The following is a 12,428-nucleotide window of genomic DNA, read 5'->3' on the forward strand; positions in this document are numbered from 1 at the left end:
TTCTTCCGCGACAAGCCTGATGCGAGAAACGCAGTCCCGGCATGTGGTCATCGCCGGGGCGGGCGTCGCCGGGCTGACCGCGGCACTGGCCTTCGCCGAGCGCGGCCATCGGATAAAACTGTTCGAACAGGCGCAGCACCTCGAGGCTGCCGGAGCCGGCATCCAGCTGTCGCCCAACGCGACACGTATTCTTCGACAACTCGGCGTACTCGATCGGCTGCTGCCGACGGCGGTGCGGCCGGAGGCGGTCGTGCTCAAGGATGCCGCCACGCTGCGCGAGTTGGCGCGCGTACCGCTTGGCCAGGCCGCCGAAACGCGCTGGGGAGCGCCCTATCTCGTTGCCCACCGCGGCGATCTGCAGTCAGCGCTGATGGCGCGGACAGCCGAGCGACCCGAGTTCGAGCTTGTCACCGGCGCCCGCGTCGGCAGCGTAGCATCCGGACCGAATGGCATCACCGCAACAGTCGAGATTGCCGGCACGACCATCGAAACCGAGGCATCGTTGCTGGTGGGAGCCGACGGCGTCTGGTCGTCGGTGCGAGAAAAGCTGGCCCGCACGGAGGCCGACTTTGTCAGAAGCCGATTCTCGGGCGAGCTTGCCTGGCGAGCCACGGTGGCCGCGGACAGCCTCGCCGGACAGGCCTTCGGCATGATCGGTGCGCCCGATTGCGTTACTGCATTCCTCTATCCCGGCTTCCATATGGTCGCCTATCCGGTCAGCCGTGGCACTGTCTTTAATCTCGCCGCCTTCACCAGGGGTGAGCGAATCGCCGAGGGCTGGTCGGGGCATGCCGACCCCGCCAGCCTCGTCAGTGCCATGCGCGGTACCGCGCCGGCGCTGGTCCGTCTGGCGAGCGAGGCGGCGCCGTGGACGGCATGGCCGATCCACACCGTCGAGCAGCGGCGGTGGACGACACCGGAAGGCGTCGCGCTGATCGGCGATGCGGCGCATGCGATGACGCCCTTTGCCGCACAGGGCGCGGCGATGGCGATCGAGGACGCGGCGACGCTTGCCGGCTTCGTTGCCACCTCGCCTGCCGATCTCAGCGGCGCGCTTGCCGCTTGGGAACAGGCGCGGCGGCCGCGCGTCGCCCAGGTCGCCCGCCGCGGCGCGGTCAACCGCCTCGCCTGGCACGCGGCCGGGCCGGTGGCGATGGCCCGCAACCTGTTCCTGGCGATGCGCTCACCCGAAAAGCTCGCCGCCGATCTTGATTGGCTTTATGGCTAGCGGGCGCGCGAGTCTGGGGATCGGCGATAAAAAGCTCGATAGGCCGGCGGGACTGTCCTGCCGGACATCTCCCCCACAAGGAGGGAGATTGGCAGTTTCGGCGCCTTGCTAGGTCCTGCAACGTTAGAGATTGGCGAAAGGAGGGCTCGAAGGATCGCGGCGTTGATCAGCCGGAACCCTCTTCAATTGTGAAGCCGCATCGACAGGCCGAGCGAGGCTGGCAGCGGGTTCCACCAGCCGGTGCGCAGCCCGGCCGTGCGCAGTGCCGCCGCCGTCCAGGTGTTGCAGCCGATCAGCGCGTTGAAATGGCCATTGGCTTCGAAGAAACGATCGAAGCGGGAATAGGCCGCATTCTCGATCGGAATGGCCCCGTTCGGCCCCCGCTGGAAGCTTGCCGCAATGTAATCGAGCAGCGCTGCAAAGCGTTCGTCGCCGATGTCGAAGCCGGCGACGTCGGGATGCGGCTCGGCGATGTCGCCGGAAATGTCGACATGCATCACCGAGGCATCGACGGTCAGCGCCTTCATCACCGGCATCGGCTTCAGCTCCGACCAGGTCGGCGTCTCCAGATAGAAGGCGCGGCCGCCCCACCCGAAGACGATGTAGCGGACCTCCGCCATGTCGGCAGGAATGCCGGCATCGACCAGGAAATGGAAGCGCCGGCGCATATCGTCGTCGACCGGGATGGCGATGTCGGTGTGGATCGGATTTTGCAGCACCAAGATGCGGTGGCTTGCGCCGATCGGATCGGCAACTGCCGCCGGCCAGAGCGGGCGCGGCAGCAGCGTGCCCAGCGCTGCGGCAAGCACTGTTGCAACGACCAGCAGGCCAAGAAAACGGGCAAGCTTCTTCATGCGGAAGGCATAGAACAAGCCATGCTCAAGGTGAAGCGTCTCTGGAGTTGCACGGCTGACAAAGCGCTTGACGCGTATCCTCCCCGGGAGGATATGCTCAAGCATGTCAGATCACCTCCACGCCTCGCATCCTTCCATCATAAAGCGCCTGAAGCGCGCGCAAGGTCACCTTGCGGCGGTGCTGGCCATGATCGAGGCGCATCGCCCTTGCGTTGATCTGGCGCAGCAGCTTCATGCCGTCGAAAGGGCCATCAGCAGCGCCAAGCGCGAGCTGATCAACGATCACATCGAGCATTGCCTCACGGACAGCGTGGAAACCGGCGGCGACTCGCTGGCGGAACTCAAGCAGCTGGCGAAGTATCTATGAATGCCATCGTAGCCCGCATTCTGGACTGGCTCGGGTTCGGCTCGCACGCCGCACATCATCACGGCGATCACGGTTCGCACGGTCACACCCACGGCGTCATCGATGCGACAATTGCTACCACCGACCGGGGCATCTGGGCAATCAAATGGTCGTTCGTAATCCTGGCCATCACCGCGGCGTTGCAGATGGTCGTGGTTGTGCTGTCGGGAAGCGTGGCATTGCTGGCCGACACGATCCATAACATCGGCGATGCGACAACGGCGATCCCGCTATGGATTGCGTTCGTGCTGGCGCGGCGCAAGCCGTCGCGAACCTTTACCTATGGCTTGGGCCGGGTCGAGGATCTGGCCGGCATCATCATCGTGCTCATCATCCTGTTCAGCGCTGTTGTCGCCGCCTATCAAGCCATCGACAGGCTGATCAATCCACAAATTGTGACACACCTCGGCTGGCTGACGGCGGCGGGCATTGTCGGCTTCCTCGGCAACGAGGCGGTTGCCGTGTTCCGTATCCGCGTCGGCCGCGAAATCAACAGCGCGGCACTCATTGCCGACGGCTACCACGCCCGCACCGACGGACTTACCAGCCTTGCCGTGGTCATCGGAGCCATCGGCGTCTGGCTCGGCTTTTCCTTGGCCGACCCGATCGTCGGCCTGCTGATCACGATTGCGATCTTCGGTATCGTGTGGCAATCGGCCCGTTCGGTGCTGACCCGCATGCTGGACGGAATCGAACCCGGTGTGATGGATGAAATCCGACATGCCGCCGAGCATGTTGCGGGCGCCCATATTGTCGATGCTAAGGCGCGCTGGGTCGGTCATAGATTGCACGCCGACATCGCAATTGCCGCGGACGAAACCTTACCGCTGTCGGCGGCGAACAAGATCGCGGCAGCGCTGAAAGACGAACTGTCCCAGCATATGCCAGCCCTGGCTGAGGCGAATGTCCGGTTTTCAACGGAACGTGGAGAGAACGACCATCCGCACCCTCACGAGCACACGCATGACCACGGCCACATGCACTGACGCTCGCCGATTTTCTGCTAGTCTCGTCCGATGTTCCAGACGCTCGTCGAATTTCAGCGCACGATCTATCTGACGCTCGGCGAGCAGATCAAGCTGCTTGCGGCCGGAGGCAATTGGCTGGCATTCATGGCCTTCCTGCCGATGGGCGTCGTGTTCGGGGCTGCCCATGCGCTGACGCCGGGTCATAGCAAGGCGGTCCTGGCGACCTATCTTGCCGGTTCGGATGCGAAGGTCTCGCGCGGCCTGCTCGTGTCTATCACGCTATCGTTCACGCATGTGACGATTGCCGTTCTGATTGCGGCTCTCTCGCTGCCACTGGTCTCCATAGCATTGGGCAGCGTTGGCCGCGCTCCGCTTCTGGAGCATATCAGTCGTGGGCTGCTCGGCCTCATTGGCGTCTGGATGCTCTGGCGCGCTTTGAGCCACAGCCATCACCACAGGCACGAAGGCGAGGCTGTCGGCGTGATGGCAGGCCTGATCCCCTGCCCGCTGACGCTTTTCGCGATGACTTTCGCGATCTCCAGGGGTGTTCCGGCAGCGGGCGTCCTGTTTGCCATCACCATGATGGTCGGCGTGGCGCTGACGCTGTCCTGCGTCGCGGTATTGTCGATCGTGTTTCGGGAACGGCTTGTACAGTTTTTCGCGCGCCAGCCACGGCTGTTCGAAACCATCTCCCGGGCCATCGAGGGCGCTGCCGGTCTCGCCCTTGCCGGCGTCGCTGTCTGGCAGATCACATCAGCTTAAGAGAAAACATGGTTTCAGCCACTGCATGGCGTCCGGGCCGGTGCAGCGGTTGGAACGAGCCAAGCCGACGCCGGTCATGTCACATCGATCACGACCATCAGCCCGCCGCCGCCCTTCTCCTCGACATTGTTGTTCGTGGTGTGATGCGGGATGTGGCAATGGATCAGCCATTTGCCCGGACGCTGTGCCTTCCAGATCACGTCATAGCGCTGACCTGGCCCGACGTTGACTGTATCGGCAAGGAAACGACCCGAGGCAGGGATCGTCTCGCCGTCGCGGGCAACGACCTCGAACGGTCCGCCATGGATGTGCATCGGATGGATGAAGCCGTTGTTGGTGCCGATGAACCGCACCTTGAGCGTCTCGCCGACCTTCATCGGAATCGTCTCGGTCGAGGGATAGGCCTTGCCGTTGATGGTGAAGAAATTCGGCATGCCGCCGTCCATCGGCATCGACGGGTAGGTCAGCCCTTCCCGCACCAGCCATTCCTGAAGCTCGATGACGTAATCATGGTCGGCCGCGACCTCATCGGCGGGATTGGCGGGATCGATGATCAGCGCACCGTAGAGGCCGAGCGCCTGGGTCCGGTCCGGCTTGGCATGGGGGTGGTAGAAATAGGTTCCGTGCTGGGTTGCGGTGAACTCGTATGAATAGGATTGCCCGGGCTCGATCGGCGCCTGGGTGATTTCGGCTGGCCCATCCATCTGGTTCGGCAGGATCAGGCCATGCCAATGCACCGTCGTTTCCTCAGGCAGGCCGTTGGTGACGTTGATCCTGATCCGGTCGCCCTGGCGAATGTGAATTCGCGGGCCGGGAATCTGGCCATTATAGGCATAAGCGTCGACCGCAACGTCCGGCAGGATCTGCCAGCGGACCACCGAAGGCCTGAGCTCGAACACTTTGACGCCGTTCTCCATTCGAAACGGCAGGTCCTGGTCGCCCTTTGCCGGCAGACCATAAGAGGCGGTCACGAGGCGCGGATCGGTGGCGGCCATGTCGCGCATTGCGTCGGCGGGCGTGTCGCGATCCATGATCATGCCTTGCGGCATGATCACCCCGCCGACATCGCGCGCCGACAAGGTTAGGTTCAGCCAGTTCGCCGGCGCGATCATGCCGATGGCGAGGGCCAGCAGGGAGACCATGCTGAGGGCGGCGACTTGCGGGGTCGTGGCATCCGTCTCCATGTGATGACCGGCGCCGCCTTTGCCTTTGTGGGAAGCCATATCGTGGTGCTGCCCGTGATGGCCGCTGGCGTCGGCCTGCTGCATTTGCATCTGCGCGTGTTGCCCTTGGTGGGGCTGCTCTCGACCGTCGGTGCCGGCCGCCTGTTGGCGCTGTGTCATCAGCCCATGTTTCAAGCCGCGGGCGACCAGCCAGACATTGGCCGGGTAGGCAAGCGCAAAGCCGGCGATGACGCCGATCGACATCACGCCCCAGAACAAAAGCTCCGTCGGTTCCATCGCGCGCATGTCGCGGCCCATCATCAGAAAACTCATGACCGGCGCCATGCCAGCCATCATGAAGTTCATGGAGATGAACTCGGGCAGAAAGCTCTTGCGCACATTCTCCCAATAGGTGCCGCCCATCATCGATTTCATGAACAGCGACTGGAAGATGAACAGGCCGAAGGCAAAGCCGGCGAGATATTCGACGATCAGGTCGATCCACATCGGCAGGCCGAGCGCCGCCGTGACGGCGGCGGCAAGAATGATGCCGGTGGCATCGCCGGCGACGCAGTGGATGGTGGAGCCGACGCCCTGCTTCCAGAGCGGCCGGGTAAAGAGTTCATGCTCGCCCGGCCGGGGCTCCTTGTCGGCTAGCACGTAGAGCAGCAAGCCGAGCGGACCCATATAGAGGGTAACCAGGATGAATCCCCATTTCATCACCACCGGCTCGGGATTGTTGCGATATTGATCGAAGCCGACATAAAGCGTCGAAGCCAGCGCCAGTGCGAACCAGACGACGAGAAAATAATCGATCGGTTGGATGAGCATCGGGATGAACCTTGACCTGCCGCCGCACGCGCCAACGCGGCTCGTTATACAACTCCCAATGGCAATGAACGCAGCCGGCGCGCTTATGATCCGTGCCGGCCTTAGCTACCAGGTTGCAAGGTGACCACTCGAGCGGCCTGAAGCACGCTTGCTATCTTCTCGCGCCGCGCACGGTCAGCGCTCGTCGAATACGCGTAAGGCCCTGAGCAACGCAGCGAGCCCGGTCCGCCGGTCTTGTTCCGAACCGGCGTACAGGATCAGTGCAGGATCTGCGACAGGAACAGTTTCGTGCGTTCGTGGCGCGGGTGGTCGAAGAACTCGGCCGGCGTGTTCTGCTCGACGATCTGGCCTTGGTCCATGAAGATCACCCGGTTGGCGACTTTGCGCGCAAAGCCCATTTCATGGGTGACGCAGAGCATGGTCATGCCTTCCTCGGCCAGCCCGACCATCGTCTCCAGCACTTCCTTGATCATTTCCGGGTCGAGCGCCGAGGTCGGCTCGTCGAACAGCATGATACGCGGGTTCATGCACAGCGAGCGGGCGATCGCCACGCGCTGTTGCTGGCCGCCGGAAAGCTGGCCGGGATATTTGTTGGCCTGTTCCGGGATCTTGACGCGCGTGAGGAAATGCATGGCGATTTCCTCGGCCTGCTTCCGCGGCATCTTGCGCACCCAGATCGGCGCCAGCGTGCAATTCTCGAGGATGGTCAGATGCGGAAACAGGTTGAAGTGCTGGAACACCATGCCGACTTCGCGGCGCACCTCGTCGATCTTCTTCAGATCGTTGGTCAGTTCCTTGCCGTCGACTATGATCTTGCCCTTCTGGTGTTCCTCCAGCCGGTTGATGCAGCGGATCATCGTCGATTTGCCGGAGCCCGACGGGCCGCAGATGACGATCCGCTCGCCGCGCATCACCTTTAGATTGATGTCCTTCAGGACATGGAATTCGCCGTACCATTTGTGCATGGCGATGATGTCGATGGCGACATCGGTGGTGGAAATATGCATCTTGGCGGCATTGACCTTGATCTCTTCCGCGCTGACGGCGTTTTCTATGACCATGACAAGGTCCCCTTTTTAGCGTTTGTGGCCGGTGTCGAGACGGCGTTCCGTGTACATTGAATAGCGCGACATGCCGAAGCAGAACAGCCAGAAGATGAAGGCCGCGAACACCAGGCCGGACCTGGCCGTCTGCGGCGTTGCCCAGCTGGCGTCGGAGAAGTTCTGCTTGACGATGCCGAGGAGGTCGAACATCGAGATGACGATGACCAGGCTGGTGTCCTTGAACATGCCGATGAAGGTGTTGACGATGCCGGGAATGACCAGCTTCAGCGCCTGCGGCATGACGACCAGACCCATCTTCTGCCAGTAGCTGAGGCCGAGCGAATCGGCGCCCTCATACTGGCCTTTGGGGATCGCCTGCAGGCCGCCGCGCACCACTTCGGCCATGTAGGCGGCGGCAAACAGCGACACGCCGATCAGCGCGCGCAGGAACTTGTCGAAGCTGACGCCGGCCGGCAGGAACAGCGGTAGCATCACGCTGGCAAAGAACAGCACCGTAATCAGCGGGATGCCGCGTACCGTCTCGATGAAGATCACGCACAGCAGCTTGACGATCGGCATGTTCGAGCGCCGGCCGAGCGCCAGCACGATGCCGACCGGCAGCGACACAGCGATGCCCACGAAGGACAGGCTGAGTGTCACCAGCAGTCCACCCCAAAGCGGGGTTTCGACATAGGGCAGGCCGAACATGCCGCCGAGCAGCAGAACGAAGGCGACGACCGGCAGCGCAAAAAAGAGAAGAATGGCATTCAGCCCCTTGCGCGGTACGCGCGGAATGAGCAGCGGCACCAGCAGCGCCACGAACAGGATGGCGACCAGGATCGGGCGCCAACGCTCTTCCAGGGGATAGCGGCCGAACATGAACTGGCCGAACTTGGCGTTGACGAAGGCCCAGCAGGCGCCGGTCCAGCCGTCCGGCTGGATGCCGCCCTGCGCCACGGTGGCGCAGACCGTGCGGTCCGGTCCCGTCCACTGGGCGTTGATGAAAGCCCAATTGACGATCTGCGGCAGGATCATGGCAACCAGCACGATGCCGATGATGGTCAGGATGGTGTCGCCGGTCGACGCGATCAGATTCTTGCGGACCCAGGCGCCGAGGCCGCGCTCGCTCGACGGCGCCGCCTGCGCCAGCGCCATCTCCGTCCGCACCCAGGACATATCGTGCTCTTGCATGGCCTTATCTCTCCACCAGCGCCATCCTGGCGTTCACCACGTTCATGACCGCCGACGTGATCAGGCTGAGCGCCAGGTACACCGCCATCATGATCACCACGCCTTCGACTGCCTGCCCGGTCTGGTTCAAGACCGTGCCAGCCGTCGCCGTCAGGTCCGGATAGCCGATGGCGATGGCGAGCGAGGAATTCTTGGTCAGGTTGAGGTACTGGCTGGTCAGCGGCGGAATAACGATGCGCATCGCCTGCGGCACGACGACAAGCCTGAGGATCGATCCCGAACGCAGCCCGAGTGCAGCGGCCGCCTCGGTCTGGCCTGCGCTGACGCCCCTGATGCCGGCGCGCACGATCTCGGCGATAAAGGCGGCCGTATAGCAGGACAACGCCAGATAGAGTGACAGGAACTCGGGCCTGACCTGAAAGCCACCGACGAGATTGAAGGTCGACTGCTTTGGAAATTCAAAGCTCAGCGGAAAGCCGCTCAGCGCGTAGGCCAGCAGCGGCAGGCCGACGATCAACGCTATGGATGTCCAGAACACCGGGAATGGCTGCCCCGTCGCCATCTGCCGCTGTCGCGCCTTGCGGGCGACGAACCAGGCCATGGCGATGCCGAGGAGCAGTGCGACCAGGATCAGCCAGGATCCCTCGCCCCACATAGCGCGGGGAAAATAGAAGCCGCGCTGGTTGAGAAAGGAGCCGAACGGCAAATTGATGCTGTCGCGCGGCGGCGGCAGCACGGCGAGCACGCCGGAATACCAGAAGAAGATGACCAGCAGCGGTGGGATGTTGCGGAACACCTCGACATAAACGGTGCAGATCTTCCTGATCAGCCAGTTATGCGACAGCCGGCCTATGCCGACGATGAAACCGATGATGGTGGCGGTGATGATGCCGACGACAGCAACGATCACGGTGTTGATAAAGCCAACCAGGATGGCACGGAAATAGGTCGAATCCGATGAATAAGCGATGGCGCTTTCGCTGATGTCGAAGCCGGCGCGGCCCTTGAGAAAGCCGAAGCCGGAAGCGATGTGCAGCCGCGTCAAATTGGCGATGACGTTGTGGGTGACCCACCAGACACCCGCTACCAGCAGGACGAGGACCAGTGCTTGAAAGAATATGCCGCGGACGCGAGGATCATTGATGAAGGAACCGCGGCTTGGCTCCTCGCGAAGAATTTCCTGCGATGCCATTAAACCACCACCCTTCTGGCGACCATCCCCTGGAAAGAGAAACCGGAAGGCAGGAAGCTGTCTTCCGGATCACATTTCGATCAGCGGATCGGCGGAGCGTATTGCAGGCCACCCTTGGTCCACAACGCGTTGATGCCGCGCGCGATCTTCAGCGGGCTGCCCGAACCGACATTGCGTTCGAACATTTCGCCGTAGTTGCCAACTGCTTTGACGATGTTGACGACCCAGTCGTTGGAGACGCCGAGATCGGTGCCGATCTTGGTGTCGGCTTCCTGGCCGAGCACGCGCTTGATCTCAGGATTGTCCGAGTTCTTCATCTCGTCGACATTAGCCTGGGTGATGCCCAGTTCCTCGGCCTGCAACAGCGCAAAGTAGGTCCACTTGACGATGTGGTACCACTGGTCGTCACCCTGGCGCACGGCCGGGCCGAGCGGTTCCTTGGAGATGATCTCGGGCAGCACGACATGGTCGGCCGGCGCGCTGAGCGTCAGGCGGATGCCGTAGAGACCCGACTGGTCGGTGGTGTAGACGTCGCAGCGGCCGGCGTCATAGGCGGCGTTGACCTCATCCAGCTTTTCGAAGACGACGGGGTTGTATTCCATCTTGTTCGCCTTGAAGTAGTCGGCGAGATTGAGCTCGGTCGTGGTGCCGCTCTGCACGCAGACCGCCGCGCCCGAAAGCTGCAGCGCCGAATTGACGCCCGGCAGTTTCTTGGCGTTGATCATGAAGCCCTGACCGTCATAATAGGTGACGCCGACGAAGTTCAGGCCAAGTGCCGTATCGCGGTTGATGGTCCAGGTGGTGTTGCGCGACAGGATGTCGACCTCGCCCGACTGCAGCGCGGTGAACCGCTCCTTGGCGCTGAGCGGCGTGAATTTGACTTTGGTGCCATCGCCGAAGACGGCGGCCGCCACGGCGCGGCAGAAATCCACATCGATGCCTTTCCATTCACCCTTGTCGTCCGGCGCCGCGAAGCCAGCAAGACCTGTGTTGGTGCCGCACTGGATGAAGCCTTTCGCCTTGACGTCGTCGAGCGTGCTCGCGGATGCGGCCGAAGCCGCGAATCCAAACGCGGCGGCGCCCAAAACGCCGATTGCAATGTGTTTCATGACCCACAGACCCTTTTCTGTTTTTTCCAGGCGAACCTGACTTTTTCCCGTGTGAACGCAGCTTCGTATCCCGGCCCATTACCGGAATCCCGCATCGTAACCGACGCGCTGTCTCCCATTCACGAACAACATCGAAGGCGATTATTCCTGTGAGGTCAAGGGAAATGACCAAATCCGAAAGACTTTGAAAACCAACTGGCTGAAATGCCTGAATCGCAGACAAACGCGCCCGCAAATCGGTCAACGCGCCGATAAAGCCGGCAAAATCCGATCGCGCCTTCCCGACCGCGACTTCCCGACCGCGCCGGGCGCCCTGCGGATCTACGGCGCATTGCTGAATTGGCATATTCAAGACCTTTGCCTGGCGAGTGCGGTGCGGTTGCGCGGCCAATGCCGCCGCACTATGGCTAACGACCTACTCACGGGACGAAATGCAATGGCAAAAGACGGCAGCGAGATGGGCATCAACACGCGGCTCGCCCATTCCGGCAACAACCCGCATGACTATTTCGGCTTCGTCAACCCGCCGGTGGTGCATGCCTCGACCGTGCTTTATCCCAACGCGGCGGCGATGGCTTCACGCAGCCAGAAATACACCTACGGAACGCGGGGCACGCCGACCACCGATGCGCTGAACAGCGCGATCGATGCGCTGGAAGGCTCTGCGGGCACGGTCGCGGTTCCATCGGGCCTGGCGGCGGTGACGCTGCCGCTGCTCGCCTTCCTGTCGGCCGGCGATCATCTGCTGATCGTCGATTCCGTCTATCACCCGACCCGCAATTTCGCCGACACGATGCTGAAGCGGCTGGGCATCGAGGTCGAGTATTACGAACCGCGCATCGGCGCCGGCATCGCGGCGCTGATCAAGCCCAACACCAGGGTGGTGTTCACCGAATCGCCGGCCTCCAACACTTTCGAGGTGCAGGACATACCGGCCATCGCCAAGGCAGCGCATGCCGCCGGCGCCATCGTCATGATGGACAACACATGGGCGACGCCGCTCTACTTCCGCCCGCTCGACCATGGCGTCGACATCTCGATCCATGCGGCGACGAAATACCCGGCCGGCCATTCCGACGTGCTGCTCGGCACGGTCTCGGCCAACGCAGCCTGCTGGAAGCAGCTTTGCGAGACGTTCAACACGATGGGATGCTGCGCCGGGCCGGATGACGTCTACCAGGTGCTGCGCGGCCTGCGCACAATGGGCGTGCGGCTGGAGCACCATCAAAAGAGCGCGCTTGCCCTCGCCGGCTGGCTGGAGGGCCAGCCGGGCGTGGCGCAGGTGCTGCATCCGGGGCTGCCCAGCCATCCCGACCACGTTTTGTGGAAGCGCGATTTTTGCGGATCGAGCGGCATCTTCTCTATCGTCCTTGCAGGCGGCGGACAGAACCAGCAGCACGCCTTCCTCGACGCGTTGAAGTTTTTTGGCCTCGGCTATTCCTGGGGCGGCTATGAGAGCCTTGCCGTGCCGGTATTCCTGGGCGACCGTACCGTCGCCAAGGGCCCGTATGACGGACCGCTGGTGCGCCTGCAGATCGGGCTCGAGGATGTCGAGGATTTGAAGGCCGACCTGGCGCGCGGGCTGGCGGCGGCCGCAGAGGCCTGAGCCAGCACCTTGCCAGACTGAGTCAGGAATCGGCGTAACAGCCTGGAAACACTGCGATCCTGAGCGGTGTCATGG

General features: G+C 62.7%; 11 protein-coding genes. 5 read left to right on the forward strand and 6 right to left on the reverse strand.

The annotated features are described in order from the left end of the window. Window positions 1–19 precede the first annotated feature (19 nt). On the forward strand, window positions 20–1,228 hold the full coding sequence (locus NKH63_RS10295; RefSeq protein ID WP_352481764.1) for an FAD-dependent monooxygenase: 1,209 nt from the start codon (window positions 20–22) through the stop codon (window positions 1,226–1,228). 182 nt (window positions 1,229–1,410) lie between these two features. Here NKH63_RS10295 and NKH63_RS10300 read toward each other — a convergent pair whose 3' ends face one another. Continuing rightward, complete coding sequence (locus NKH63_RS10300; protein ID WP_352481908.1) at window positions 1,411–2,082, reverse strand: TIGR02117 family protein; 672 nt, start codon at window positions 2,080–2,082, stop codon at window positions 1,411–1,413. A 103-nt stretch (window positions 2,083–2,185) separates the two neighbouring features. Here NKH63_RS10300 and NKH63_RS10305 point away from each other — a divergent pair, with 103 nt between their 5' ends. The 3 genes from NKH63_RS10305 to NKH63_RS10315 are packed head-to-tail and all read left to right on the forward strand — an operon-like array spanning window position 2,186 to window position 4,218. Then, window positions 2,186–2,449, forward strand: a complete 264-nt coding sequence (locus NKH63_RS10305; RefSeq protein ID WP_352481765.1) for a metal-sensing transcriptional repressor — start codon at window positions 2,186–2,188, stop codon at window positions 2,447–2,449. Continuing rightward, window positions 2,446–3,474 (forward strand): cation diffusion facilitator family transporter, encoded by a 1,029-nt coding sequence (locus NKH63_RS10310; RefSeq protein ID WP_502896318.1) that lies wholly within the window; start codon window positions 2,446–2,448, stop codon window positions 3,472–3,474. Before NKH63_RS10305 ends, NKH63_RS10310 begins: the two co-directional genes overlap by 4 nt. Before the next feature lie 30 nt (window positions 3,475–3,504). Then, window positions 3,505–4,218 (forward strand): HoxN/HupN/NixA family nickel/cobalt transporter, encoded by a 714-nt coding sequence (locus NKH63_RS10315; RefSeq protein ID WP_023719744.1) that lies wholly within the window; start codon window positions 3,505–3,507, stop codon window positions 4,216–4,218. A 74-nt stretch (window positions 4,219–4,292) separates the two neighbouring features. Here the strand turns inward: NKH63_RS10315 and NKH63_RS10320 are convergent, their stop codons facing one another. The 5 genes from NKH63_RS10320 to NKH63_RS10340 form a co-directional block, all read right to left on the reverse strand. Next, complete coding sequence (locus NKH63_RS10320) at window positions 4,293–6,212, reverse strand: multicopper oxidase domain-containing protein (protein ID WP_023719745.1); 1,920 nt, start codon at window positions 6,210–6,212, stop codon at window positions 4,293–4,295. Window positions 6,213–6,469: 257 nt separating this feature from the next. Continuing rightward, the gene (locus NKH63_RS10325; RefSeq protein WP_031194215.1) at window positions 6,470–7,219 is read right to left on the reverse strand and encodes an amino acid ABC transporter ATP-binding protein; all 750 of its coding nucleotides are present in this window, start codon (window positions 7,217–7,219) and stop codon (window positions 6,470–6,472) included. Window positions 7,220–7,288: 69 nt separating this feature from the next. Continuing rightward, window positions 7,289–8,446, reverse strand: a complete 1,158-nt coding sequence (locus tag NKH63_RS10330) for an amino acid ABC transporter permease (RefSeq protein WP_023719747.1) — start codon at window positions 8,444–8,446, stop codon at window positions 7,289–7,291. A gap of 4 nt (window positions 8,447–8,450) precedes the next feature. Beyond that, the gene (locus tag NKH63_RS10335; protein WP_023719748.1) at window positions 8,451–9,638 is read right to left on the reverse strand and encodes an amino acid ABC transporter permease; all 1,188 of its coding nucleotides are present in this window, start codon (window positions 9,636–9,638) and stop codon (window positions 8,451–8,453) included. 80 nt (window positions 9,639–9,718) lie between these two features. Continuing rightward, window positions 9,719–10,747, reverse strand: coding sequence for an amino acid ABC transporter substrate-binding protein (locus NKH63_RS10340; protein ID WP_023719749.1), 1,029 nt, complete (start codon window positions 10,745–10,747; stop codon window positions 9,719–9,721). A gap of 436 nt (window positions 10,748–11,183) precedes the next feature. Here NKH63_RS10340 and NKH63_RS10345 point away from each other — a divergent pair, with 436 nt between their 5' ends. Further along, on the forward strand, window positions 11,184–12,353 hold the full coding sequence (locus tag NKH63_RS10345; RefSeq protein WP_352917837.1) for a cystathionine beta-lyase: 1,170 nt from the start codon (window positions 11,184–11,186) through the stop codon (window positions 12,351–12,353). Window positions 12,354–12,428 lie beyond the last annotated feature (75 nt).

It is taken from the genome of Mesorhizobium sp. M0960 (assembly GCF_040319055.1).
Taxonomy (GTDB): Bacteria; Pseudomonadota; Alphaproteobacteria; order Rhizobiales; family Rhizobiaceae; genus Mesorhizobium.